Below are 25,547 nucleotides of genomic sequence, written 5' to 3' on the forward strand. Positions count from 1 at the left end.
AACTCCATGGCTGACGTGCCTATCTCAATGGGCAGAACCCAAGCTATTTCGTAATCCATGACGAATACCCCGAACCATCATCTTAAACGATTGAAGCCTATTACTGTCGATCAGCAAATTCACAGCAAAACGCAACATTAGCGCAATAGACAATCTTTTCTTCCAACAGTCAGGTGTATGTGGCATTCGACAGACTGCTACTGTGTTTCTAAAGAAAAAATAACGACGAACGGGCGAGTATCTAAAAAAACTCAAACCAAAAATCTTCACCGGTGGTGCGTCGGACAGCGCATGCCCCATTTCAACGTTCAGGCACCCGTACAGGCTATAGCCATGATCACTAACCCGGAAACACCACTCAGTGTCAGTGAAATCAACAAACATACCTTCATCGTACTTGATCCCCTCCTTCCAGGCTCGGGTATCAACAAACATTCCAGATGTAATAAGAGCGTCCGCCCTCACTAAACCATGAGGATCGTCTGATGTAAAAATAGGCTTGATCACCCCATCAACAGACCGATAAAAAGGAAAAGCGATTTTTTTTCCTCCATCTCTTCGATCAAAAAAAGTGGGACTGACAGCAATGCACTTTTCATCGCGTGACTTGGCAAGCATCATCGCTGATTCAAGGCTTGCAATAAGATCAGAAGCAGCGTGACTGTCCTGATCGAATGTCACCATATAGGGAAATCCAGCAGTCACCGCCAGCTCAAATCCTGCATTGAGTGCGACCCCTAGACCTTTGTTCCCTTCCATTGGCAAATACCTGACGGACGATTTCACATCAGGGTGTTTGCTCAGATAATTCTCTGCTCCACCATTATCAACCAGTATCAACAAAGAAACCTGGGCAGATAACGACATCAGAAGATCATCGAGAACTTCAATATCTGGGTTGTAACCTACAACCACAGCGGCAATAGACTTCAATTTACTCTCCATTTGTATTTTCCTTTACAAGCGGTGCATCTTGCCCCCTCAACACTATAGACCAGTACCACAAGACTACCAAAAAGCCGAATGAGTTGAACAATACCGGATTACTCATGGACATGATCAAGTAAAGAATCATTATTAGCCTGCTCGAAGCCGATACTGAATCGAGTGAAATATTACGAACAGGAAACAACAGAACGAGAAGTAGCAACGCGGATAAAGGAAGACCAAAGAACCGAATTGCATCCATCCAGGTAATTTCGGTCTGAGATACGACAGCTCCATATCCTTCTGTAAAGAAATACGCCCCAAGCCCCTTGCCAAACAACAACATATCCCAATCAATGATGCCAAAAAAAGAAATGAGATGACCAATTTTAATGCTGTTTGACTGCTCGTTCGAGCTAAACATGCTGGTCTCGCTAGCCAGAAAATACAAGGCAAACGCTACCAGCGGAACTGCAACAATAATCATCAGCAACCGCATCGACCAATTTTTGTGAGAAAAATACAGGACCGACAATGATACCAGCGCCATCACCATAAGAGCTCGAGAGGCAGAACAGACAATAGCGGTCGATACAACAATTACAAAAAATAAAGCACCGATTTTTTTGAGGTTCAAAAAATCAATAAAAAACAGGGAAAGCGGCACCAATAGAAAAGGAGTTGATCGATGATGGAGCATAAACATCTGCAAACCACCAAAATTTCGAACACCGTAAAACCCTAACTCGTTAGCATTGTAATAATCCAGAAGGATCCTGCCTATAGGCAAACTGGGCAGAACCATCAGCAAGAATGAGAGCCCACACATTACAAGCGCGAAAATCGCCCCCGTGAATTTAACAGCGCGAGACATATCAACTTTGAAATTATTTATAAAATAAATAAGAAATAGCGCGACAGAGCCGAAGAGCATTTGCCTGCCTAAAGAATCATCAGCCCCACTTAAAAAGCCCAAAAAATACCCATAGATAAAAATCAAAACAATTAATAGTGGTGCATATGTTATTGCTGGTCTAAAAAACAAAAAACCGATAGACAAAAGAAATAGCGGAGCAAATATTAATTTGTTCAGTAAAAAAACTGGCGTGAGCACCGTTGACAGACAGTAGAGCAATACAAGAAAAGTCGCAGCACCTTTATTGTAGGAAACCGTTTTATTGACGCCCACTATACTGAGACCTTCTTATTGAATCTGCCCGCAGAAACCAGAATTTTAACAAGCAACTTGACTTTCTTAGAAAATGTCAAATTACGAAACAAGCGCAAAGCAAATCCGTCACCAAGATTGTAGAGTGACAGAAACGAGCTCACAGAAATATCTACATTCGCTCGACGCTTGTCCTTCATGAAAAAAGTAATATCCCCCGTCCACTCGTTCGATATATCCAGCATATTCTCAGTGGTTTGGCCTTTGAACACACATGCCAAATAGCGACGTTTAACGTTTTCGATCCCGTTGACGGTTTCTATTTCAGTAAAGATCGAATCCGAGTGACGGTATTCATTGATACAAAATAGGACTTCATCAACATTCCCACGTTTCAACTTGTCAGCTGGAGAATACCCTTGAATGGGCGAGACCAATCCGACACAGCGCCGGCCGCTCAAATATTGCTCTGCGAATGCAGTGCCTCCGGGAATAGGATGACTGTCTACGTAGTAGTCAGCTTCTGCTACAGCCTTGCTATATTCGTCAAATTCGAGATGAGAGCAAATTTGCAATCGTCCGCGATACTTTATCTTTAGTGGCCACCACCAAAAAGACGTTTTTAAGTCCGTTCCAATGATTAAAAATCTGGACGAGCTGTACACATCAAGAATTCGAGAGACGAGCGCGAACAAATCCTTACCTTTGTTGGGTTTGTATTTGACGTCAGAGCCCGCGGAAACAAAAAGCAGCTGCTGGTTTTTATCTGGCGCTAAATCAAGGTTTCGCGGCGCAACACATGCCTTTACTGGAATCCCCAAGAACGACTTTTTTCCATATATAGTTTTTTCTAAATCCAATCTTCTACCGTAACTACTAAGCTCAAAGTAGTAGTCGGCGACTGATGTGCCGTATGAGAAAACATGATCCGCGTGATTTACAAAAAATATTTCTGTACCAAACAAACGTTTTGCAACACCACAGGCAACGACTGCACAGATATCATCAGGATGTATATGCAAAACAATTTTCTCATATGAGAAAAACAATTTCACAAGCTGGATAACGATATCAAGTGGTCGATCCATTGAGACTTTCGACGTTTTCGAAAAGAAGCTTTTAATACGCAGTTCCGCGCGAGGAGATGCGCAACGAACAATAATGAGATCTACTGGATCCTCATGCATTCCAGCGAGCTTTTCCATAAGCCTGGTGTGCCCACCAGTGAGTAATGGCTCGCTGATGACGTGAACGACTGACGCGCAACTCTCCAAGCGTTCAAAGACGCCATGTTTGAACATCCCCAAACAGCGTTCAATTAAATTACTTTCGATCGCCGGGGCATCATAAATTCCAATATCAGCAAACCACAACAGGGTTCCATACAGGACTGCTGTTTCTAATGCTTTATTCGCGTCAGTCTCAGAGATTATTCTGGACTCTAGATCAGCCATTAATTTCTTCATATGGCTTGCCCCGAATGTGAAGCAGAATGATCATCCAGTTTTCGATAAACGAACAGATACATCACCACGCTATACAGCGCATAGTTCGCTGCATAACCCCATGTGACCGCTGCCATACCCCACAGATCTGTAAAGACAACTGAAAGAACATAAAAACTTGCACAAGATAAAAACTCAGTAACCACAAATAATTTAACCATGGCCTTACTGAGCATCACATACGCCATAATCCAGCTGCATATTTTTAAACTATCACCGACCACCTGACCTGAGAAAAAATCACGAACGGGATAAAACTCTGAAGTAAACAGCAGCGAGACCACAATATCTCTAAGCAGGTACATGAGCAGCCCGGCGACAACTGCAACAGGCAATATCAGTTTATAGCCGTCCAAAACCTCTCTTTTTATTTCAATACCAGATTTTAACTCAGAGAGTCGAGGCAAATAATAGACACTCAAAGTAGTCGTCACTAACAAAAGATAAGCCGCGCTCAATCGCCACATTGCTTCCCAATAACCAGCCACTTCCAAGCCGTATGTATTGGCTAAATGATTTCGCACCAGCATCTGCCCTAGAGGAACGCAGGCAGCAGATACAACGGCCATCAAAAAATAACCTGACAAATTGCGCAGGGTGTCTCTATCGACACGCCCAATGAGCGAACTGATATTGAACCATTCTGTCCTGAGACATAAAAGCAGCGTAACAACAAAACTAACCGACTGATATATTACCAGCGCTATCAGTGCCCCATACAAACCAAGTTGAGTAGCCAGGTAAAAAGTTACAGAGAACGACAGAAGACTTCCGACGATATTCGCTACCACATACAGCAGAATCTCCTTTCTGCCATTCAATATTGCCAGCAGCAAAGCATTTAACGAAAAAAAAACCATGCCGCCAGCGAACCAGAGAAAAACATCGCCTAGATTTTCATCTTTTAAAAACATCAAAGCAAGCTGACGATGAAACAATGCAACCAGACCACCTACCAGTACACTGCCCACAATCGTAATGGTACCGGCTGTTCTCCACAGCTTGACCTGTCGGTCAGGACTGTCGTGAAATTGTGCCGTATATTTCACGACACCGTTGCTGATTGCTCCACCTGTAAACGTCGTGATCATTTGCACCGCGTTTTGGAACTGCCCGATTGCTGCGTAACCAGCAGGCCCGACATACACGGCAAGAACCTTATTAAGCCCCAACAAGGTCAACATCTTTATGACGACTGCTATTCCATTTAGCAGACTGGTTCTAACTAGGTTCATGTCCTGTCTGACTGAAAACTATTACAGGTAGCTACTACAGCACGCGCGTCTTCCAGAGATAAATCCGGGCCCATCGGCAAGCTAAGTATTTGACGATGAACCTGTTCCGATACAGGCAGAGAACAAGCTGCCAATTCAGAATACGCCTGCTGTTGATGAGGAGGAATTGGATAATGGATAAGAGTTTGTACATTATTTGCAAGTAAATGCTTTTGCAAGGCATCCCGATCCTCACAGAGCACGGTATACACGTGCCATACATGACTTGGATCGCCCGATGAGTCGAAGCTTGAAGATACTGGCAACCTGATCGCAGGATTTTTAATATTAGCTGTATACAGGCTCGCAATTTGTCGACGATGAACAGTTTGCTCGTCAAGGTACTTAAGCTTTACCGAAAGCATGGCCGCCTGAATCTCGTCCAGTCGACTATTCATTCCCCGATAAAGGTTCTTGTATTTCTCATGCGAACCGTAATTACGCAATGCTCTAAGCGTAGAGGCTAAAATATCGTCATTCGTGGTTATTGCTCCGGCGTCCCCAAGAGCGCCTAGATTCTTGCCTGGGTAGAAGCTAAAACCGGAAGCGTGCCCCCATGCACCTGCTTTTACCCCGTTGATACTCGCTCCGTGGGATTGTGCGGAGTCCTCCAAGACGAGCAATCCGGTGCGTTCAGCCAATGCAATGATTGCAGGCATGTCGGCTATCCGACCATAAAGATGTACCGGAAGAATCGCTTTGGTTTTAGCGGTGATGGCGGCTTCGGCATTGACCGGGCAAATATTGAACGTTGTCAGGTCAGGCTCTACCAGGACAGGCACCAACCCGTTTTCCGAAATCGCAAGAATGCTCGCGATATAGGTATTAGACGGAACCAGAATTTCGTCACCTTCGCTAAGGTAACCCAGTTCTTTCCAGGCTCTGATTACCAACACCAATGCATCCAGTCCATTAGCTACGCCAATGCAATGTTTGGTTCCACAGTACTGCGCATAGCTGCTTTCAAATTGTTGAAGTTCGCTTCCTCCAATGTACCAACCGGAATCGATAACGCGCGTACAGGCTTCAATTAGCTCATCGCGGCAAGCGTGGTTGATGGATTTCAAATCAAGGAAACTAATCATTCGCTCAGATACCTAATAACTTTAGCTGGGTTACCCACAACAACTGCCCGATCAGGAACATTGGAAACAACGACTGCCCCGGCTCCTACCATTGCCTGCTCACCAATAGTCACGCCCGGTAAAATCGTTGCGTTGGCGCCAATGCTTGCACCCTGTTTAATAGAGATGCCCGAAAAAGTCTCCGGATAAACCTTGGAACGCGGCATTACGTCATTGGTGAACGTTGCGTTTGGCCCGATAAAAACGTTATCAGCGACAACAGTACCCTCCCAAAGGAATACTCCCGACTTGATCGTCACGTTATTGCCGACCGTCACGCCGTTTTCAACTAGCGTGTGCGCGCATATATTGCAATTCTCGCCAATAACCGCACCGTCAAAAACCACAGCAAATTGCCACACTTGGGTGTTTTTACCGATCCTAGTACTTTTGACATCGGCGAACGGATGGATTTTAGGCATTCTTTACCTGCTCCACGAAAACCTCGTAGTTCCTGATGTAATCCTGTTCATCGTAGAAATCACTGGCAAGCACAAGCAGGACGCAATCTGAACTGAACTCATGCATTTCATGCCAGATCATTTTCTCGATAACGATCGCTTTGTCAGGAACATCCAGCCAGACTTCTTCCTGAGTATGGCCATCATCTATTTTCATCAAGCAACGCCCGGAGACGCAGACCGCAACTTGCGTCAGCTCTTTGTGGGCATGAAAACCTCGCGGTACGCCAGGCTGGGTATCGGTCAGGTAATACACGCGCTTGATGGCGAACGGAATGTTTTTATCGTTTTCAAGCGCTATAAGATGACCTCGTTCATCACCCAATGTCTTGATATCCAGAAACTTTATCAAGCTCATCACTGGATCACCGACAAACTAGCGACACCGGGTGCTTGCTCGTCTTTTTCACTGATGATGTAGTGATCAGATCCCGGCCAATTGATTCCGAGTTGCGAGTCGCTCCAATGAAGCGCGCCCTCAGAGGCTTTATCGTAATAGTCCGTAGTCTTGTAGAGGAAATGGGTATTATCTTCCAACGCAACGAACCCGTGCGCGAAGCCTTCCGGAATCCAGAGCATCTTATGGTTACTGCTGGAAAGCTCAATGCCAATCCATTGCAGGTAAGTCGCGGAGTCCGACCGTATATCCACTGCGACATCGTACACTGAGCCCAGAACGACACGCACCAGTTTACCCTGCGCATGGGGCGAGCGCTGGAAATGCAGCCCCCGTAATACGTCCTTGGCTGAACAGGAGTGGTTATCCTGAACAAACGCGCGAGGAACGGGTAACCCGAGATCTTTCAAAGCAGCGTGAAATTTTTCCTGGTTAAAGCTTTCCATGAACCAGCCGCGCTCATCGCCATAAACCGCAGGCTCGACGATTACCACATCGGGAATCGAGGTCTGGATCAATTTCATTTGCCAGCAGCCTCTACAAGTAGCTTCTGCAGGTATTGACCATAGCCAGTCTTTTTGAGTTTTTCAGCTTGGGTGCTGAGCTGCTCTGGAGTGATCCAGCCGCTGTTGAACGCGATTTCTTCCAGGCAAGCCACTTTGAGGCCCTGGCGATGTTCAATGGTATGTACGAAGTGGCTCGCTTCCAGCAGCGACTCATGAGTGCCGGTGTCCAGCCAGGCAAAGCCACGACCGAGCATTTCCACGGTCAGTGATTTATCGTCCAGATACGCTTTGTTGACATCAGTGATTTCCAGCTCGCCACGAGGCGACGGCTTGATGTTCTTGGCGATTTCCACGACACGATTGTCATAAAAATACAGCCCGGTAACCGCATAGTTGGACTTCGGATGGCTCGGTTTTTCCTCAATGCTGAGGGCGCGGCCGGTGCTGTCGAACTCCACCACGCCGAAACGCTCAGGATCAGACACGTGGTAACCAAATACAGTAGCCCCGGAGGCTTGAGACATGGCCGAGCGAAGGTTATCGGAGAAGTGCTGACCGTAGAAAATGTTGTCGCCAAGAATCAGACAGCAAGGATCGTTGCCGATAAATTCTTCTCCAATGATGAAGGCCTGCGCCAATCCATCCGGGCTTGGTTGCTCAGCGTAGGTCAACTCAATACCGTATTGACTGCCATCCCCCAGCAGCTTCTTGAAACACGGCAGATCTTCTGGAGTAGAAATGATCAGAATTTCGCGCATCCCGGCCAGCATCAACACGGAGAGCGGATAGAAAATCATCGGCTTGTCGAAGATAGGAAGCATCTGTTTCGACACGCCCAACGTCAATGGATGCAAGCGCGTACCAGAGCCGCCTGCCAGAATGATGCCTTTGCGTTTGATGAAGGTCATTTTTCTAACACTTCCTTTAATATCCGGGTCACACCACTACGCCAATCCGGCAAGTGGGTGGAAAAAGTATCGCGCAGTTTCTCGGTATTGAGCCGGGAATTCAATGGTCGACGCGCAGGCGTCGGGAACTGCGTGGTCGGTATTGTATTGAGCGCTTGCACCTGCTGGGGAAGACCGCTCGCCTTGCCTTGTTCGATGACCAAGCTTGCGTATTCGTGCCACGAAGTGAAACCTGCTGCCACCAAGTGATAAATACCCGCGACCTCAGGATCGACGAGTGCCTGGCGGATCATGGCCGCAGTGACATCAGCGATCAGATCAGCACCCGTTGGAGCTCCAACCTGATCGTCGATAATGTTGAGCTCATCGCGATCTGCTGCGAGGCGCAACCTCGTTTTAGCGAAATTGTTTCCTCGTGCGCCGTAGACCCAAGAAGTACGCATGATCAGGTATTTGCAGCCTGCCGCAGTAATGGCCTGCTCCCCCATCAACTTGGTCATGCCGTAGTAATTGACGGGAGAAACAACATCGCCTTCCTGCCAGGGCACCGAGCCAGCACCGTCGAACACGTAATCCGTGGAATAGTGAGCAAACCAACTACCCAGCTTCGCGGCTTCTTCCGCGATAGCCTGTACCAGATCCTTATCGGATTCGGCCCTGTCCACCGCAGTATAGGCGGCAGCATTGACGATGATGTCTGGCGCAACTCGCTGGATGGTTGCCCGCAAGCGGGGCACATCGGCGAGATCACCGCATAAACCATCCTCGACATTGCGGTCCAGTGCTATCACTTCGCCCAGGTTTGCCAGTGATCGCTGAAGCTCCCAGCCTACCTGTCCGTTTTTACCCAGCAACAAAAGCTTCAAATCAGGCTTACCGCTCAGAGTAGTTCTGGTCGATCCATTGCTGGTAGCTGCCGCTTTTAACGTGCTCTACCCAAGACTGATTGTTCAGGTACCACTCCACCGTCTTACGGATACCGGAATCGAACGTTTCTTCCGGCACCCAACCCAACTCAAGTTGAATTTTGCTGGCGTCGATTGCATAACGCTGGTCGTGGCCCGGACGATCCTGGACGTAAGTAATCAGTTGAGCATGTGGGCGATGCGGTGAATCCGGGCATAGCTCATCCAGCAAAGCGCAAACCGTATGGACCACTTCGAGGTTTTTCTTCTCGTTGTGACCACCGATATTGTAGGTTTCGCCTATCTCGCCCTCGGTTACGACTTTGTAAAGTGCGCGGGCGTGATCTTCTACATACAACCAGTCACGGACTTGATCGCCCTTGCCGTAAATAGGCAAGGCTTTACCTTCCAGCGCGTTCAGGATAACCAGCGGGATCAGTTTTTCCGGGAAATGGCATGGGCCGTAGTTGTTAGAGCAGTTGGTGACTACAGCTGGCAAGCCATAAGTTCTGCTCCAAGCCCGAACCAGATGATCCGAGCTTGCCTTGCTCGCAGAGTAAGGAGAGCTCGGCTGGTAAGGAGTCTGTTCAGTGAAAAGATCTTCCGGGCCTTCAAGATCGCCATACACTTCGTCGGTCGAAATGTGATGGAACCGGAAATTCTGTTGAGCGGTTGCGTCCAGGCTATTCCAGTATTGACGGACTGCTTCCAGCAGGGTGTATGTACCGACGATATTAGTCTGAATGAAGTCCGATGGACCACTGATCGAGCGGTCAACATGGGACTCTGCAGCCAGGTGCATAACCGCATCAGGCCGATGCTCATCGAACACACACTGCAACTGAGTGGCGTCGCAAATATCGACACGCTCGAAGGCATATCGGTCACTTTTGGCACTATCACCCAAGGACTCGAGGTTACCGGCGTAAGTCAATTTATCCAGATTGATCACCGAATCCTTGGTGTTGGCGATGATATGACGGACTACTGCCGAGCCAATAAATCCAGCGCCACCGGTTACTAATATTTTCAACATCATCTCCTTAGACTCGAATAACGCTCGATATACGTTAATCGTCTTTAATGCTCACGCAACACCCGTTCGACACGTTATGCACCCGGGCTTGCGAGCTGTGCATCGCAGTCAAGCAAACCAGCCTTCGACACAGGGGGGCAGTTTACACTCGTTCCGCGCTAGAGGCCGCAAGGCAAGAGCCCAGGGCTGAAATTCCGACAGGCAACCCGGTACTCGTCTCTTCAAGCGCCTTTTTTTTACTGAATACGCACCGTCTGAATTGACTTCTCTTACTGGAACCAAACTGACCTACAAGCGGTGATTGACTACCTGTACGGTACTTTCATCAGCGTCTCTACGCTTGGTAATAAAGTGATTCAACAGCGCGATCGAAGAGCCCAACAACCCACCAATCACAATACCCAGAAACACGATCAGCACTTTTTTTGGCTTTACGGGGGAAACCGGCAAATCCAGAACGCCATCATGACGAAAGGCTGCAATTTCAAATTTTTCAGATTCGAGTTTTTTGTAGAAATCAACGTCTTTCTGAAGATTACGCAGACCCGGAGTGAAAGGGTCCTCAGAATCCCGACTTTCGAGGTTCTTGAGCTCAGCCTCTAGCGCCTTGCTACCACGCATGTAGGTGTTGTCTTCAAACATGTTTCCTGCCAGTTTTTCAGAACCCCTTCCGGCAAAAACAACTGTATTTTCGAGACCGCTGGATTGTGCAATGAACAAGGCTTCACGAATTTTCGTGATGTTGTCTTCCCGGATCTTGCGACTGGACTCGCGTAAAGTATCGATTTCAAGTACACGGCTTCGCCCAGCGACCACAGCCTCCTTCTTTGCATTTTGAGCGAGCTCGCGCGCAGTGCTCTCGCCCACCTGATTAACATAAGAAGTCAGCCAGGCAACGGATCGCTCAGGATTACTGTGTCGCAGCGAAACCGACCAACGCCCGTCCTCTTCCTTGCCGACGGGTTCCACCGTCATGCTTTTAGAAAACGTATTGTACAGGGATCCACTGGAAACACTCGTGGCATCACCGCCCTCAGCAGGCAGATAAGTCGACTCAAAAAACGCCCGACGCTGCGATTCAGACTGAAGGTTACGCAGGAAAATTTTATAAACCTGATCGACTGTAAAAGGTTTCAGCTCTGACCTTTCCGCGCGCCCAAAGTTAAGATTGGCAATGTCATTTACTGTAGGAGGAAATATGTAATATCTTGACTCGTATACTGGCGTAGTTAAGAAAGCGTAAACACCAGCGACGAGACCACACGCCAGTGCAGTACCGACAACCATCCATTTTCGTGCCCAAACCACACCAAAAATTTCAAAAATATCTAGTTCAACTGAAGAGTTAACTGTGCTATTACTGTTTTGCATAAATTATTTAGCCCTTCAATTAATACTATATTTCTGCCAGCCTGATAAAAATCAAAATGCCATCTGGCAACGCCTCACCACGAAGATCGCCCTGCGATTGCGAACCGTTTAAAGAACGATGGAGCACGAGGGCGATGACAGAGACGGAGCCCGCAGGCAGCTCGAAATAATAACACGGACGCTGCCCGGTTTCCCGAGCAGAAACACCTGCTTAGTCCGGCGCCCTGCTAAATTCGCCAACCTGCTTTCCGACCGAAAATCCAGGCCAACAGCGGCCCTGCCACCATCCCTATAAGAAGAGCCAAAAGGATATAAGCAGCGACTGGCATCTGCGCAGATGACCAACCGAGGAACATCAGTGAAGTCGACTGCTGGTTTTCCAGCGCGAACGTCAGAACCACTATCAATAACAACAGAATGAAAACGCCAAGAAGCACGCGCTTTAAATTACGCATGAACACTCCCTCGGTAATCGTTGACGAGGATCAAACCCCCTCCTCCTCTTCTTCATTCACCCGGTCACGCAGCTCTTTACCTGGCTTGAAGTGAGGAACGAATTTGCCGTCGAGACTGACAGACTGGCCGGTTTTCGGATTGCGCCCTACCCGTGGTGCGCGATAGTGCAGAGAGAAGCTGCCAAACCCCCGGATCTCGATGCGATCCCCGGTAGCCAGACATTGGGACATTTGCTCAAGCATGGTCTTGATGGCCAACTCCACATCCTTGGATGAGAGCAGCCCTTGATGGGTGACAATTCGTTCGATCAACTCCGACTTCGTCATATTTTTCCCTTCTTTTTCAAGCAGCTAGATCAGCGCTCCAAAGGTTTTAGCATGCCTGCACGATTTTGAACAGCCTGAGTTTCGCCATCCATCCCAGCCCACCAAAATGCTGGATTCCTCGAACGGGAAGACTCTGGGCGATCACCCTGTCATCGGCAAATCACCAGCATAGTGCGCGTCAGGAAACCCGCCGGGTTGAACCCCAAAAGCCCCTCTTCCTCCTCCTCTTCCTTGAGATCATCAGACCTTGTCACAACCTGGTAGCCCGCCCCTTTGCATTCCCTGGCCGCACGCTTGTAACACTTCTCCCATTTCGAACCGAGCCCCGAGCAATCAACCTCAACACCGCTAACCCCACGCACTGCGTGAGTTTTGGCGTTAGTGGTACAACCCGCTAATGCCAGCACCGCTACTGCGACAATGAGCTTGTTCATTCACGTCCTTTTGCCAGAAAGCCTATCGGGCGATCATTAGCCTCAGCCTAAAGACTAGCTGCAAATAAGCGATTGATCCGACTAAACATTCAGACCCTCTTTCGGCGTTTTTGGTTCACGACCCAAGCAACCGCATGCATCCGCACCCGATTCACCAAACGCCGGACACAAAAAAGGGCGACCGAAGTCGCCCTTTTTTACAGAAAGTCAGAACTTAGTTCTGCTTTTCCATTTGTGCACGCAGCAGGTCACCCAGAGTGGTGGCCACAGGAGCATCAGTAGCTACTGGCTTGTCGCGCAGGCTCTGGATTGCTTCTTTCTCGTCTTCAACGTCTTTCGACTTGATCGAGAGCTGAATTACACGGCTCTTGCGGTCAACGCTGATGATCTTGGCTTCTACTTCTTCGCCTTCTTTCAGAACGTTGCGCGCGTCTTCAACGCGGTCACGGCTGATTTCGGAGGCTTTCAGAGTCGCTTCGATATCGTCGGCCAGAGTGATGATGGCGCCTTTAGCGTCAACTTCCTTCACGATGCCTTTAACGATGGCGCCTTTGTCGTTCTCTTGAACGTACTCGGAGAACGGATCGCTTTCCAGTTGCTTGATACCCAGGGAGATGCGCTCGCGCTCTGGGTCAACCGACAGGATAACGGTGTCCAGCTCGTCGCCCTTCTTGAAGCGGCGAACGGCTTCTTCGCCCACTTCGTTCCAGGAGATGTCGGACAGGTGAACCAGACCGTCGATGCCGCCGTCCAGACCAATGAAGATACCGAAATCGGTGATCGACTTGATGGTGCCGGAGATTTTATCGCCCTTGTTGAACTGGCCAGAGAAATCTTCCCACGGGTTGGATTTGCACTGCTTGATGCCCAGGGAGATACGACGACGCTCTTCGTCGATGTCCAGAACCATAACTTCCACTTCGTCGCCGACTTGTACGACTTTCGAAGGGTGGATGTTCTTGTTGGTCCAGTCCATTTCGGAAACGTGTACCAGACCTTCAACGCCTTCTTCCAGCTCAGCGAAGCAGCCGTAGTCGGTCAGATTGGTTACACGCGCGGTAACGCGAGTGCTTTCCGGGTAACGGGCTTTGATAGCAACCCATGGATCTTCGCCCAGCTGCTTCAGGCCCAGGGAAACACGATTGCGCTCGCGATCGTACTTCAGAACCTTGACATCGATCTCGTCGCCAACGTTGACGATTTCGGAAGGATGCTTGATACGCTTCCAAGCCATGTCGGTAATGTGCAGCAGGCCATCGACGCCACCCAGATCGACGAATGCGCCGTAATCGGTGAGGTTCTTGACGATACCTTTGACTTGTTGGCCTTCCTGCAGGGATTCCAGCAGAGCTTCGCGCTCGGCGGAGTTCTCGGCTTCCAGGACGCTGCGACGGGAAACGACAACGTTGTTGCGCTTCTGGTCCAGCTTGATGACCTTGAATTCCAGCTCTTTGCCTTCCAGGTGCGTGGTGTCGCGCACTGGACGGACGTCAACCAGAGAACCTGGCAGGAACGCACGGATGCCGTTAACGTCGACAGTGAAGCCGCCTTTAACCTTACCGTTGATAACGCCCTTGACCACTTCTTCGGCTGCGAAGGCTGCTTCCAGAACAATCCAGCATTCAGCGCGCTTGGCTTTTTCACGGGACAGCTTGGTTTCACCAAAGCCGTCTTCAACCGAGTCCAGAGCAACGTGAACTTCGTCACCGACGTTGATGTTCAGTTCGCCAGCGTCGTTGTAGAACTGCTCAAGCGGGATGAGTGCTTCAGACTTCAGGCCAGCGTGAACGGTTACCCAGCGAGCCTGGTAATCGATATCAACGATAACACCGGTGATGATGGAGCCTGCCTGAAGGTTCAGGGTTTTTAGGCTTTCTTCAAAGAGTTCCGCAAAGCTTTCGCTCATTTTAATTCCTGTTGATGAGGGCGAAGAATACGCCCATCTCCACACCCCAGACGGTGTGGGTTAGTTTCATTTAAAAGAAGCCACCGCAGGACTATGACTGGTCCCCTGCGGCCTTCTTGGTCACCCGGCGATATCGCGAATGGCGATCTCGCTCATGATGCGTTCCAGCACCTGATCGATGGATAATTCCGTGGAATCCAGCTGTATGGCGTCAGCCGCCGGTTTGAGCGGGGCTACCGCTCGCTGGGTGTCACGCTCATCGCGCGCACGTATCTCATCTAGCAGACTCGACAGACTAACACCCTCGACCTTGCCCTTCAACTGCAAATATCGACGGCGCGCCCTCTCCTCGGCGCTGGCGGTCAGAAAAATCTTCAGCGGCGCGTCAGGAAAAACCACCGTGCCCATGTCGCGACCATCCGCCACAAGACCCGGCGCTTCCTGAAAAGCCCGCTGGCGCTGCAGCAGCGCCTCGCGTACAGCGGGCAGCGCAGCCACCTGGGAAGCACCGGAACCGACGCTTTCGGTGCGAATGACATCGCTGACTTCATCACCTTCCAGAATGATGCGTTGCAATTGCCCCTCCGTCGCCGCGATGAACTGCACATCCAGATGAGCGGCGAGTTTCTTCAGTAGCTCCTCATTGGTCAGGTCGACACCGTGGTTATGCGCAGCGAAGGCCAGCAATCGGTACAACGCACCGGAGTCCAGCAGGTTCCAGCCCAGGCGTTTGGCCAGGATCCCGGCTACCGTGCCCTTGCCCGAACCGCTTGGTCCATCGATGGTGATGACCGGTGCAATGTTGATCACGACTGCGCCTCTTGTGCCACGCGAATACCGACCTGTGCGCACAGCGCCAGGAAATTCGGGAACGACGTCGCGACGTTGGCGCAATCATGAATGCGAATCGGTGCACTGGCGCGCAGCGAAGCAACGCTGAACGCCATGGCGATACGGTGATCACCATGACCGTGCACTTCACCGCCGCCGATCTGGCCACCATCGATGATGATGCCATCCGGGGTCGGCTCGCACTTGACGCCCAGCGCCAGCAAACCATCCGCCATGACCTGGATGCGATCCGACTCCTTGACCCGCAGCTCTTCAGCGCCACGCAACACGGTGCGCCCTTCGGCACAGGCGGCGGCGACGAACAGCACCGGGAACTCGTCGATCGCCAGCGGAACCAGCGTCTCGGGAATCTCGATACCCTTGAGTTTAGCTGCACGTACGCGCAAGTCAGCTACCGGTTCGCCACCCACTTCACGCTGGTTTTCCAGGGTAATGTCGGCGCCCATCAGGCGCAGGATGTCGATCACACCGGTACGGGTCGGGTTGATGCCCACGTGCTCCAGCACCAGCTCCGAACCTTCGGCGATCGATGCCGCCACCAGGAAGAACGCCGAGGACGAAATATCACCCGGGACCTCAATGTGGGTCGCGGTCAGCTTGTTGCCGGACTCGACCGATGCGGTCGCACCGTTGACCGTCACCGGGTAGCCGAAGCCACGCAGCATGCGCTCGGTATGGTCGCGGGTCGGAGCAGGCTCGGTAACCGTGGTCTTGCCTTCGGCATACAGACCGGCCAACAGCAGGCAGGACTTAACCTGGGCACTGGCCATCGGCATGGTGTAAGTCAGGCCCTTGAGCTTGTGGCCACCACGAATGGTCATCGGCGGGCGACCTTCAGCGGCGGTTTCGATCACCGCGCCCATTTCACGCAGCGGATTGGCCACGCGATTCATCGGGCGCTTGGACAGCGAAGCGTCGCCGGTCAGGGTGCTGTCGAAGCTCTGCGCAGCCAGCAGGCCGGACAGCAGACGCATCGAAGTACCGGAGTTGCCCAGGTAGATCGGGCCCGGTGCAGGCTTCAGGCCATGCAGGCCAACGCCGTGAATGGTCACACGACCGTGGTGCGGTCCTTCGATGACCACGCCCATGTCACGGAACGCCTGCAAGGTCGCCAGGGCATCTTCGCCCTCCAGGAAACCTTCGACTTCGGTGACACCGTCAGCCAGGGAGCCAAGCATGATCGAACGGTGGGAAATCGATTTGTCACCCGGTACGCGAATCCGACCGGACAGGCGGCCACCAGGTTGAGCCAGGAAAATCAGATCGTTGGAATTCATAGCGTCCACATAGGCCCTGCGGGCCAGGATTTTACTGAAATGCTCGCGGGCAACCCGGGCGCGAGTGAAAACGCCCAACAATTGGTGCCCATCCCCTGCATCGACCGCGTCGCGCAAGGCGTCGAGGTCGCTGCGAAATGTATCGAGTGTGCGCAGGACAGCTTCGCGGTTGGCGAGGAAGATGTCGTGCCACATCACCGGGTCGCTTCCGGCGATTCTTGTGAAATCGCGGAAACCGCCCGCAGCGTAACGGAAGATCTCAAGATTTTCATTGCGCTTGGCCAACGAATCGACCAAGCCGAACGCCAGCAAGTGCGGCAGATGGCTGGTCGCGGCCAGTACTTCGTCGTGACGCTCGACCTGCATGTGCTCGACATCGGCACCCAGCTCGCGCCACAAACGGTCAACGACCGCCAGGGCTGCCGGATCGGTCTGATCCAGCGGCGTCAGGATCACTTTGTGGCGACGGAACAACCCGGCGTTGGAGGCTTCCACCCCGCTTTGCTCGGAACCGGCAATCGGGTGCCCCGGCACAAAGCACGACGGCATACTGCCGAATGCTTCGGTGGCCGCACGCACCACATTGCCCTTGGCGCTGCCGACATCGGTCAGGATCGCTTGCCCCAGATCCATGCCCGCCAGACGCGCGAGCACTTTCTCCATGGCCAGGATCGGCACCGCCAACTGAATGACGTCGGCGCCCTGACAGGCAACACCCAGGTCTTCTTCGCAGCGATCCACCACACCCAACTCGACCGCGAGTTTGCGCGATTGTGGATCGAGATCCACCCCGACCACCTCGCGGCACAGACCGCTTTCACGCAAACCCTTGGCAAACGAACCGCCGATCAACCCGAGACCGACCACCACCAGGCGACCGATCATAGGCTCAGCAGATTGCAACGCAGTGACATCAACCACGAGCCAGAACCTTGGTCAGCGCCTCAAGGAAGCGACTGTTCTCTGCCGGCAGGCCAATGGTGATGCGCAAGTGGTTCGGCATGCCGTAATTGGCCACCGGACGCACGATCACGCCTTCACGCAGCAAGCCCTGGAACACCGGGGCCGCGACTTGACCGAGATCGACGCAAATGAAATTGCCCTTGGATGGAATCCAGCTCAGCCCCAGCTCACGGAAACCGGCTTCCAGTTGCCGCATGCCGGACTCGTTCAACTGACGGCTTTGCGCCAGATATTCTTCATCCTTCAACGCTGCACAGGCCGCGGCCAGGGCCAGGCTGTTGACATTGAACGGCTGGCGCACACGGTTCAGCACGTCTGCGACTACCGTCGTGGACAAGCCATAACCCACGCGCAGCGCCGCCAAACCATAGGCCTTGGAGAACGTGCGGGAAACCAGCAGGTTTGGATAAGCCGCGAGGAAGTCCAGACCATCCGGCAGATCGTTGCCTTCGGCGTACTCGATGTAAGCCTCGTCCAGCACCACCAGTACATGCTCCGGAACATCCTGCAGGAATTCGTCCAGCGCCTCGGCGTCGAACCAGGTCCCGGTCGGGTTGTTCGGGTTGGCGATGAACACCACTCGGGTGTTGGCATCGATCGCCGCCAGCATGGCAGGCAGGTCATGCCCCCAATCCTTGGCTGGAACCACCTTGGCCTGTGCGCCGACCGCCTGGGTGGCAATCGGGTAGACAGCGAACGCATGCTCGCTGAACACGGCATTCAAGCCCGGCGCCAGGTAGGCGCGCGCCACCAGCTCAAGAATGTCATTGGAGCCGTTACCCAACGTCACCTGATTCAGCTCGACGCGGCACTGCTCGGCCAACAGACTCTTGAGCGCAAAACCATTGCCGTCCGGATAACGGGTCAGCTCGACCAGCGCATCGCGGATCGCCGCCAGTGCCTTGGGGCCAGCACCCAGCGGGTTTTCGTTGCTCGCCAGTTTGACGATGCTGGCTGGATCGAGATCCAGCTCACGCGCCAGTTCGTCCACGGGTTTGCCCGGAACGTAAGGCGAAAGTTGTTGCACGCCCGGCTGCGCCAGAGCGAGGAAATTGCCACTCATTTGCTACCACCCCTTAGAGAACTGCTTTCGGGTAGGAACCCAGCACCTTGAGTGCCACTGCTTCCTGACTGATCTTTTCAAGCACACCTTTGACCAGCGGGTCGCGGTGGTGGCCGACGAAGTCGATGAAGAACACGTAGGTCCACTTACCACTGCGCGACGGACGAGTCTCGATTCGAGTCAGGTCGATGCCATTGTCGTGGAATGGCACCAGCAACTCATGAAGCGCACCCGGCTTGTTGCTCATCGAAACGATGATCGAGGTCTTGTCGTCGCCGGTCGGCGGCACTTCCTGATTGCCAATCATGAGGAAGCGCGTGGAGTTATCCGGACGGTCCTCGATCTTCTCGGCCAGACGGGTCAAGCCGTACAGGCCGGCCGCCATATCGCCGGCAATCGCCGCCGAGTTCCACTCTCCCTTGACCCGCTTGGCCGCTTCGGCGTTGCTGGACACCGCCACGCGCTCGACATTCGGGTAATGGGCGTCCAGCCACTTGCGGCACTGGGCCAGGGACTGGGCGTGGGAGTAGATGCGGCTGATGCTGTCGGTCTTGGTGTTTTCACCAACCAACAGGTGATGGTGGATACGCAGCTCGACCTCGCCGCAGATCACCATGTCATGTTCCAGGAAGCTGTCGAGGGTGTGGTTGACCGCGCCTTCGGTGGAGTTCTCCACCGGCACCACGCCAAAATTCACCGCCCCCGCCGCCACTTCACGGAACACTTCGTCGATCGCCGCCATCGGCTTGCTGATCACGGCGTGGCCGAAGTGCTTCATGGCCGCCGCCTGGGTGAACGTACCTTCAGGGCCCAGGTAAGCCACTTTCAGCGGCTGCTCGAGCGCCAGGCACGAAGACATGATTTCACGGAACAACCGCGCCATCTCTTCGTTGCCCAGCGGCCCCTGGTTACGCTCCATGACACGCTTGAGCACCTGAGCTTCGCGCTCAGGACGATAGAACACCGGCACTTCGCCTTCGGCCAGCGAGGCCATCTTTACCCGCGCGACTTCCTGGGCGCAGCGCGCGCGCTCACTGATCAACTCCAGGACCTTTTCGTCCAGGGCATCAATGCGCAGGCGCAGTGCCTTGAGTTCTTGCTCAGACATTAGCCGTGTTCCTTCTCGAACTCTGCCATGTACGAAACCAGCGCGTTGACGGCGTTGATGTCGACGGCGTTATAGATGGAGGCGCGCATGCCGCCCACGGAACGGTGCCCCTTGAGGTTCAACAGGCCACGCTCGTCGGCACCGGCCAGGAACGGCTTGTCCAGACGATCATCGGCCAGGCGGAACGGCACGTTCATCCACGAGCGGTCCGACTTGTTGATCGGGTTGCTGTACAGGCCGCTGGCATCGATGAAGCCGTACAGCGTGCGCTGCTTGACTTCATTGAGCTTGCCGATGGCCTCTACGCCGCCTTGCTCCTTGAGCCACTCGAACACCAGGCCGGACAGGTACCAGGCCAGAGTCGGAGGGGTGTTGTACATCGAACCGTTATCGGCCGCGACCTTGTAGTTGAGCATAGTCGGGCACAGGGAACGGGCCTTGCCCAGCAGGTCTTCGCGAACGATGTTGACGACGATACCGCTCGGGCCGATGTTTTTCTGGGCGCCGGCGTAGATCATGCCGAAGCGCGAAACATCCACCGGGCGCGACAGGATGTCCGAAGACATGTCGGCGACCAGCGGAACATCACCGGTCTCCGGGATCCATTGGAATTCCAGGCCGCCGATGGTTTCGTTCGGCGCGTAGTGAACGTAGGCCGCGTCTTTCGACAGCTTCCACTCGTTCTGGCCTGGAATGGCGAAATAGTCGTAAGGCTTGGCGGTGCCGGCAACGTTGACGTGGCCGTAGCGCGAAGCTTCTTCGATGGCCTTCTGCGACCAGATACCGGTGTCGATATAGTCGGCAGAGCCGTTTTCCGGCAACAGGTTCAGAGGAATCTGAGCAAATTGCTGGCTGGCGCCACCTTGCAGAAACAGCACTTTATAGTTCGAGGGGATATTCAGCAGATCACGCAGATCCTGCTCGGCCTTGGTGGCGATGGATACGAACTCATCACTGCGATGGCTCATTTCCATGACCGACAGACCCTTGCCGTGCCAGTCGAGGAGTTCACCCTGGGCGCGCTGCAGGACAGCTTCGGGAAGCGCCGCGGGACCGGCACAGAAGTTATAGGCTCTCTTGCTCACATCCAATCTCGCTCTGATTTGGTGGTATCACGCAATAAATCACATTATCAGCCGACACCGGGTCCCTGTTGAAACAGGTCTGTGGGAGCGAGCCTGCTCGCGATTGCATCACCGCGATACTTCAGACGTACCGCGGCGCCTGCATCGCCAGCAGGCTGGCTCCCACAAGGGATCTCCGGAGGTGTCGATATTTCATTACGGACAAACAACAAGGGGGCGAATTTTCATCCGCCCCCTGCTTACCCGCTTATTCCTGTGGCTCTTCGTCAGCGGCGGCGTCGAGTTGCTGGTCTTCGGCAACGTCGTCGATCACGACTTCACCGACAAACCCTTCACCCTCTACACCTTCCAGCTCTTCACCTTCGACTTCCGACGGCTCCTGAACCCGCTCCAGCCCGACCAGTGTTTCGTCGTTGGCCAGTTTGATCAGGGTCACGCCCTGGGTGTTACGACCCAGGCTGGACACTTCGTCGACACGGGTACGCACCAGGGTGCCCTGGTCGGAAATCAGCATGATTTCCTCGCCGTCGAGCACCTGGACCGCACCGACCAGACGGCCGTTACGTTCGTTGCTGACCATGGCGATAACGCCCTGACCGCCACGCTTGTACTCAGGGAACTCGGTGATCGCCGTGCGCTTGCCGTAGCCGCGCGCCGAAGCGGTGAGGATCTGGCTGCCTTCTTCCGGGATCAGCATGGAAATCAGCTTCTGGCCTTCCGGCAGACGCATGCCGCGTACACCGCGGGCGGTACGGCCCATGGCGCGAACGTCGGATTCCTTGAAGCGGGTAACCTTGCCGCCGTCGGAGAACAGCATCACTTCGCGCTCGCCATCGGTGATGGCCGCGCTGATCAATACGTCGCCTTCATCCAGCTCCAGCGCGATCAGGCCGACGCTGCGTTGACGGCTGAAGGATTCCAGCGGGGTCTTCTTCACGGTGCCGTTGGCGGTGGCCATGAAGATGTAGTGACCTTCGGTGTATTCCTCGACCGGCAGCATGGTGGTGATGTACTCACCATCATCCAGCGGCAACAGGTTGACCAGCGGACGACCACGGGCAGCGCGGGACGCTTCAGGGATTTCGTAGGTTTTCAGCCAGTACACCTTGCCCTTGCTGGAGAACAGCAGCAGCGTGGTGTGGCTGTTGGCAACCAGCAGGTGAGCGATGTAGTCCTCATCCTTGACGCCGGTCGCCGACTTGCCTTTACCGCCACGACGCTGGGCCTGGTACGCAGCCAGCGGCTGGGTCTTGGCGTAGCCACCGTGGGAAATGGTCACGACGCGCTCTTCTTCCGGGATCATGTCACCCAGGGTCAGGTCGAGACGGGCATCGAGGATTTCGGTACGACGCACGTCGCCGTATTCGGCGCGAATCACTTCCAGCTCTTCGCGGATCACTTCCATCAGGCGCGTGGCGCTGCTGAGGATGCGGATCAGCTCGCCGATCTGGTTGAGGATCTCTTGATACTCGGCCAGCAGCTTTTCGTGTTCCAGACCGGTCAGACGGTGCAGACGCAGTTCCAGAATGGCCTGCGCCTGTTCCGGCGACAGGAAGTACTTGCCATCGCGCAGACCGTATTGCGGATCGAGGTTTTCCGGACGGCACGAATCGGCGCCGGCACGCTCGACCATCGCCACCACGGCCGAGGATTCCCAAGGGGTGCTGACCAGCGCTTCCTTGGCTTCCGACGGGGTTGGCGACGCCTTGATCAGGGCGATGACCGGGTCGATGTTCGACAGGGCAACCGCTTGACCTTCAAGGATGTGACCACGCTCGCGCGCCTTGCGCAGTTCGAACACGGTACGGCGGGTAACGACTTCGCGACGGTGACGGACGAAGGCTTCCAGCAGGTCCTTGAGGTTCAGGATCCGTGGACGGCCGTCGATCAGCGCGACGATATTGATACCGAACACCGCTTGCAGCTGGGTCTGGGCGTAGAGGTTGTTGAGGATGACCTCAGGCACTTCGCCGCGACGCAGTTCGATCACGACGCGCATACCGTCCTTGTCGGACTCGTCGCGCAGCTCGGTGATGCCTTCAAGCTTCTTCTCTTTGACCAGCTCGGCGATCTTCTCGATCAGACGCGCCTTGTTCAGCTGGTATGGGAGTTCGGTGATGACGATCTGCTGGCGGCCACCGACCTTGTCGATGTCTTCGATCATCGAGCGGGCGCGCATGTAAATGCGCCCGCGACCGGTGCGGTAGGCTTCGATGATGCCGGCGCGACCGTTGATGATCGCGGCGGTCGGGAAGTCCGGACCGGGGATGTATTGCATCAGTTCATCGACGGTCAGCTCTGGGTTGTCGATGAGCGCCAGGCAACCGTCGATGACTTCACCGAGGTTGTGCGGCGGAATGTTGGTCGCCATGCCCACGGCGATGCCGCTGGAGCCGTTGACCAGCAGGTTGGGAATACGGGTCGGCATGACCGCCGGGATCATTTCGGTGCCGTCGTAGTTCGGCACCCAGTCCACGGTTTCTTTATGCAGGTCAGCCAGCAGCTCGTGCGCCAGCTTGGTCATGCGCACTTCGGTGTATCGCATGGCCGCGGCGTTGTCGCCGTCCACCGAACCGAAGTTGCCCTGGCCGTCTACCAGCAGGTAGCGCAGGGAGAATGGCTGTGCCATCCGAACGATGGTGTCGTACACCGCGGTATCACCGTGCGGGTGATACTTACCGATCACGTCACCGACAACACGGGCAGATTTCTTGTACGGCTTGTTGAAGTCGTTGCCCAGCTCGCTCATCGCGAACAGCACGCGCCGGTGCACGGGCTTCAAGCCATCGCGCGCATCCGGCAGTGCCCGCCCGACAATTACGCTCATCGCGTAGTCGAGGTAGGACTGCTTCAGCTCGTCTTCGATATTGACCGGGAGGATTTCTTTGGCCAGTTCGCCCATGAGAAGCCTGATTCCTTTTTCTGGTGAAACTTCGTCAGGACCAACGAAGCTCGCCGCTGCAGGCTCAGTGCCATGCATTGGCTTACAACAAATCAACGAGTTATGCCATGGATCTGCGCAGTACGGGTCGCCACTTCGGGCAACCCTGGAAACCGCCGGATGTTATCACAAGAGCCGCCACGCACCTATCCCCCAGATGCGCATGGAGAGTAGTTAGTTGACCGGTGACAGGCTTGAAGGGGACGAGAGAGGCTTAGAGCCGCTGCGAATGCTGAATTCGGGGCCGAATTACGGATGTTTATTGACTTTCAGACCCCAATCGCCAGCAAGCTGGCTCCCACATTGACCGGTGTCGATCACAAAACCTGTGGGAGCCAGCCTGCTGGCGATGGCGCCCATTCGAACGCCACGGCCGATCAATGCAGACGCTTACGGCACATCAACTGCGCCATTTTCGCTGTATCCGGGCGTTCGACGATGCCTTTTTCGGTGACGATCGCATCGATCAGGTCCGCCGGCGTCACGTCGAACACCGGGTTAAAGGCATCGACATCGGCGCCGACGCGCTTGCCACCCACCTCCAGCAGCTCGCGACCATCACGCTCTTCAATCGGAATGTCATCGCCACTGGCCAGGTTCATGTCGATGGTCGAACTCGGCGCCACCACCATGAAGCGCACACCATGGTGCATGGCGTTGACGGCCAGCTGATAGGTGCCGATCTTGTTGGCCACGTCGCCGTTGGCGGTGATCCGGTCCGCGCCGACGATGACCCAGGTAGGGCCTTTGGTCTTCATGATATGCGCCGCGGCGGAATCGACATTGAGGGTCACGGGAATGCCTTCATTGGCCAGTTCCCACGCGGTCAACCGCGAGCCCTGCAACCATGGGCGGGTTTCGTCGACATAGACCTGCTCGACCATACCCTCGATGAAAGCCCCACGAATCACCCCCAGCGCCGTGCCAAAGCCGCCCGTGGCCAGCGCGCCGGTGTTGCAGTGGGTCAGGATCGCCTGGGCGTTGCCCTGATGCTTGCGGATCAGGTCGACACCCAACTGCGCCATGGTCAGGTTGGCTTCGCGATCACTTTCATGAATGGCGATGGCCTCGGCCTCCAGCACCTCCAGCGGATCGGCATTGTCTTTCAGGCGATCAAGCCGGTCGTGCATGCGGCCCAGCGCCCAGAACAGGTTGACCGCGGTGGGACGGGAATCGGCCAACAGCATGAAATCCTCTTCCAGCGCAGCGTACCAGTCGCCACCTTCGGCAATCCGGGCGCGGGCCGCCAGTACGATGCCATAGGCTGCGCTAATGCCGATGGCCGGCGCGCCACGCACCACCATCGAGCGAATGGCCTCGGCCACGCCAGCGGCGCTGGTGTAGGCAATCCAGGTTTCCTCGAACGGCAAAATACGCTGATCCAGCAGATGGAGAGCGCCATCACGCCAATCGATGGCCTTTACCTTTTCCGCAGCCAACAGTCGATCGCGCATCCCTCACCCCGCACTCATGAACAAAAGCCGCCGATTATAGCGATCCCCCCGCGAAGACGCTCGGGTATACTTCGCCATCCTATACAAAAGCACTGGAACC

At 54.0% G+C, this 25,547-nt stretch carries 23 protein-coding genes; all 23 read right to left on the bottom strand.

Going from position 1 to position 25,547, the window contains the following annotated elements; genetic code table 11:
• Positions 1-24: 24 nt before the first annotated feature.
• A complete protein-coding gene (locus BSF44_RS13725) occupies positions 25-945 on the bottom strand; it encodes a glycosyltransferase family 2 protein (RefSeq protein ID WP_095943953.1) in 921 nt (306 codons plus the stop codon).
• Entirely contained in the window at positions 935-2,116 is a 1,182-nt protein-coding gene (locus BSF44_RS13730; RefSeq protein ID WP_141250028.1) for a hypothetical protein, read from the bottom strand. Before BSF44_RS13730 ends, BSF44_RS13725 begins: the two co-directional genes overlap by 11 nt.
• On the bottom strand, positions 2,116-3,561 hold the full coding sequence (locus BSF44_RS13735) for a hypothetical protein (RefSeq protein ID WP_095943955.1): 1,446 nt from the start codon (positions 3,559-3,561) through the stop codon (positions 2,116-2,118). Before BSF44_RS13735 ends, BSF44_RS13730 begins: the two co-directional genes overlap by 1 nt.
• Complete coding sequence (locus BSF44_RS13740; protein WP_095943956.1) at positions 3,558-4,835, bottom strand: O-antigen translocase; 1,278 nt, start codon at positions 4,833-4,835, stop codon at positions 3,558-3,560. The genes BSF44_RS13735 and BSF44_RS13740 overlap by 4 nt, the downstream gene beginning before the upstream one ends.
• The gene (locus BSF44_RS13745; protein WP_095943957.1) at positions 4,832-5,959 is read right to left on the bottom strand and encodes a DegT/DnrJ/EryC1/StrS aminotransferase family protein; all 1,128 of its coding nucleotides are present in this window, start codon (positions 5,957-5,959) and stop codon (positions 4,832-4,834) included. Before BSF44_RS13745 ends, BSF44_RS13740 begins: the two co-directional genes overlap by 4 nt.
• Complete coding sequence (locus tag BSF44_RS13750; protein WP_095943958.1) at positions 5,956-6,420, bottom strand: acyltransferase; 465 nt, start codon at positions 6,418-6,420, stop codon at positions 5,956-5,958. Before BSF44_RS13750 ends, BSF44_RS13745 begins: the two co-directional genes overlap by 4 nt.
• Entirely contained in the window at positions 6,413-6,817 is a 405-nt protein-coding gene (locus tag BSF44_RS13755; RefSeq protein ID WP_172435348.1) for an FdtA/QdtA family cupin domain-containing protein, read from the bottom strand. Before BSF44_RS13755 ends, BSF44_RS13750 begins: the two co-directional genes overlap by 8 nt.
• Positions 6,817-7,380 carry a dTDP-4-dehydrorhamnose 3,5-epimerase gene (gene rfbC, locus BSF44_RS13760; RefSeq protein ID WP_095943959.1) on the bottom strand — a complete coding sequence of 188 codons (564 nt, stop codon included), beginning with the start codon at positions 7,378-7,380 and terminating at the stop codon, positions 6,817-6,819. The genes BSF44_RS13755 and rfbC overlap by 1 nt, the downstream gene beginning before the upstream one ends.
• Positions 7,377-8,270, bottom strand: coding sequence for a glucose-1-phosphate thymidylyltransferase RfbA (rfbA, locus tag BSF44_RS13765; protein ID WP_095943960.1), 894 nt, complete (start codon positions 8,268-8,270; stop codon positions 7,377-7,379). Before rfbA ends, rfbC begins: the two co-directional genes overlap by 4 nt.
• Positions 8,267-9,136, bottom strand: a complete 870-nt coding sequence (gene rfbD, locus BSF44_RS13770; protein ID WP_095943961.1) for a dTDP-4-dehydrorhamnose reductase — start codon at positions 9,134-9,136, stop codon at positions 8,267-8,269. Before rfbD ends, rfbA begins: the two co-directional genes overlap by 4 nt.
• Before the next feature lie 7 nt (positions 9,137-9,143).
• Positions 9,144-10,208 carry a dTDP-glucose 4,6-dehydratase gene (rfbB, locus tag BSF44_RS13775; protein ID WP_095944014.1) on the bottom strand — a complete coding sequence of 355 codons (1,065 nt, stop codon included), beginning with the start codon at positions 10,206-10,208 and terminating at the stop codon, positions 9,144-9,146.
• Positions 10,209-10,499: 291 nt separating this feature from the next.
• Positions 10,500-11,582, bottom strand: a complete 1,083-nt coding sequence (locus BSF44_RS13780; protein WP_095943962.1) for an LPS O-antigen chain length determinant protein WzzB — start codon at positions 11,580-11,582, stop codon at positions 10,500-10,502.
• Positions 11,583-11,809: 227 nt separating this feature from the next.
• Complete coding sequence (locus tag BSF44_RS13785; protein ID WP_095943963.1) at positions 11,810-12,037, bottom strand: LapA family protein; 228 nt, start codon at positions 12,035-12,037, stop codon at positions 11,810-11,812.
• Between the two features lie 30 nt (positions 12,038-12,067).
• Positions 12,068-12,364: an integration host factor subunit beta gene (gene ihfB / locus BSF44_RS13790; RefSeq protein ID WP_003189779.1), complete on the bottom strand. Its 297-nt coding sequence runs from the start codon at positions 12,362-12,364 to the stop codon at positions 12,068-12,070.
• A gap of 149 nt (positions 12,365-12,513) precedes the next feature.
• Positions 12,514-12,798: a hypothetical protein gene (locus tag BSF44_RS13795; protein ID WP_095943964.1), complete on the bottom strand. Its 285-nt coding sequence runs from the start codon at positions 12,796-12,798 to the stop codon at positions 12,514-12,516.
• A gap of 214 nt (positions 12,799-13,012) precedes the next feature.
• A complete protein-coding gene (gene rpsA, locus BSF44_RS13800) occupies positions 13,013-14,704 on the bottom strand; it encodes a 30S ribosomal protein S1 (RefSeq protein ID WP_007973639.1) in 1,692 nt (563 codons plus the stop codon).
• A gap of 120 nt (positions 14,705-14,824) precedes the next feature.
• Positions 14,825-15,514 carry a (d)CMP kinase gene (gene cmk / locus BSF44_RS13805; protein ID WP_095943965.1) on the bottom strand — a complete coding sequence of 230 codons (690 nt, stop codon included), beginning with the start codon at positions 15,512-15,514 and terminating at the stop codon, positions 14,825-14,827.
• On the bottom strand, positions 15,511-17,718 hold the full coding sequence (locus tag BSF44_RS13810; protein WP_256589077.1) for a bifunctional prephenate dehydrogenase/3-phosphoshikimate 1-carboxyvinyltransferase: 2,208 nt from the start codon (positions 17,716-17,718) through the stop codon (positions 15,511-15,513). The genes cmk and BSF44_RS13810 overlap by 4 nt, the downstream gene beginning before the upstream one ends.
• 28 nt (positions 17,719-17,746) lie before the next feature.
• The gene (gene hisC, locus BSF44_RS13815) at positions 17,747-18,859 is read right to left on the bottom strand and encodes a histidinol-phosphate transaminase (protein ID WP_095943967.1); all 1,113 of its coding nucleotides are present in this window, start codon (positions 18,857-18,859) and stop codon (positions 17,747-17,749) included.
• A 13-nt stretch (positions 18,860-18,872) separates the two neighbouring features.
• Complete coding sequence (gene pheA / locus BSF44_RS13820) at positions 18,873-19,967, bottom strand: prephenate dehydratase (protein ID WP_007939916.1); 1,095 nt, start codon at positions 19,965-19,967, stop codon at positions 18,873-18,875.
• A complete protein-coding gene (gene serC, locus BSF44_RS13825) occupies positions 19,967-21,052 on the bottom strand; it encodes a 3-phosphoserine/phosphohydroxythreonine transaminase (protein WP_095944015.1) in 1,086 nt (361 codons plus the stop codon). The genes pheA and serC overlap by 1 nt, the downstream gene beginning before the upstream one ends.
• A 247-nt stretch (positions 21,053-21,299) precedes the next feature.
• Positions 21,300-23,954 carry a DNA gyrase subunit A gene (gene gyrA / locus BSF44_RS13830; RefSeq protein WP_095943968.1) on the bottom strand — a complete coding sequence of 885 codons (2,655 nt, stop codon included), beginning with the start codon at positions 23,952-23,954 and terminating at the stop codon, positions 21,300-21,302.
• A gap of 416 nt (positions 23,955-24,370) precedes the next feature.
• A complete protein-coding gene (gene mtnA / locus BSF44_RS13835; RefSeq protein WP_095943969.1) occupies positions 24,371-25,447 on the bottom strand; it encodes an S-methyl-5-thioribose-1-phosphate isomerase in 1,077 nt (358 codons plus the stop codon).
• Between the last annotated feature and the right edge of the window lie 100 nt (positions 25,448-25,547).

It is taken from the genome of Pseudomonas sp. ACN8 (assembly GCF_002303925.1).
Lineage (GTDB): Bacteria > Pseudomonadota > Gammaproteobacteria > Pseudomonadales > Pseudomonadaceae > Aquipseudomonas.

What these genes read in the sequence shown, in the direction of transcription:
- BSF44_RS13725 (WP_095943953.1), bottom strand. Translation starts at nt 945, where the DNA reads ATGGAGAGTAAATTGAAGTCTATTGCCGCTGTGGTTGTAGGTTACAAC.
- BSF44_RS13735 (WP_095943955.1), bottom strand. Translation starts at nt 3,561, where the DNA reads ATGAAGAAATTAATGGCTGATCTAGAGTCCAGAATAATCTCTGAGACT.
- BSF44_RS13740 (WP_095943956.1), bottom strand. Translation starts at nt 4,835, where the DNA reads ATGAACCTAGTTAGAACCAGTCTGCTAAATGGAATAGCAGTCGTCATA.
- BSF44_RS13745 (WP_095943957.1), bottom strand. Translation starts at nt 5,959, where the DNA reads ATGATTAGTTTCCTTGATTTGAAATCCATCAACCACGCTTGCCGCGAT.
- BSF44_RS13750 (WP_095943958.1), bottom strand. Translation starts at nt 6,420, where the DNA reads ATGCCTAAAATCCATCCGTTCGCCGATGTCAAAAGTACTAGGATCGGT.
- BSF44_RS13755 (WP_172435348.1), bottom strand. Translation starts at nt 6,817, where the DNA reads ATGAGCTTGATAAAGTTTCTGGATATCAAGACATTGGGTGATGAACGA.
- rfbC (WP_095943959.1), bottom strand. Translation starts at nt 7,380, where the DNA reads ATGAAATTGATCCAGACCTCGATTCCCGATGTGGTAATCGTCGAGCCT.
- rfbA (WP_095943960.1), bottom strand. Translation starts at nt 8,270, where the DNA reads ATGACCTTCATCAAACGCAAAGGCATCATTCTGGCAGGCGGCTCTGGT.
- BSF44_RS13780 (WP_095943962.1), bottom strand. Translation starts at nt 11,582, where the DNA reads ATGCAAAACAGTAATAGCACAGTTAACTCTTCAGTTGAACTAGATATT.
- BSF44_RS13785 (WP_095943963.1), bottom strand. Translation starts at nt 12,037, where the DNA reads ATGCGTAATTTAAAGCGCGTGCTTCTTGGCGTTTTCATTCTGTTGTTA.
- ihfB (WP_003189779.1), bottom strand. Translation starts at nt 12,364, where the DNA reads ATGACGAAGTCGGAGTTGATCGAACGAATTGTCACCCATCAAGGGCTG.
- BSF44_RS13795 (WP_095943964.1), bottom strand. Translation starts at nt 12,798, where the DNA reads ATGAACAAGCTCATTGTCGCAGTAGCGGTGCTGGCATTAGCGGGTTGT.
- rpsA (WP_007973639.1), bottom strand. Translation starts at nt 14,704, where the DNA reads ATGAGCGAAAGCTTTGCGGAACTCTTTGAAGAAAGCCTAAAAACCCTG.
- BSF44_RS13810 (WP_256589077.1), bottom strand. Translation starts at nt 17,718, where the DNA reads ATGATCGGTCGCCTGGTGGTGGTCGGTCTCGGGTTGATCGGCGGTTCG.
- hisC (WP_095943967.1), bottom strand. Translation starts at nt 18,859, where the DNA reads ATGAGTGGCAATTTCCTCGCTCTGGCGCAGCCGGGCGTGCAACAACTT.
- pheA (WP_007939916.1), bottom strand. Translation starts at nt 19,967, where the DNA reads ATGTCTGAGCAAGAACTCAAGGCACTGCGCCTGCGCATTGATGCCCTG.
- gyrA (WP_095943968.1), bottom strand. Translation starts at nt 23,954, where the DNA reads ATGGGCGAACTGGCCAAAGAAATCCTCCCGGTCAATATCGAAGACGAG.
- mtnA (WP_095943969.1), bottom strand. Translation starts at nt 25,447, where the DNA reads ATGCGCGATCGACTGTTGGCTGCGGAAAAGGTAAAGGCCATCGATTGG.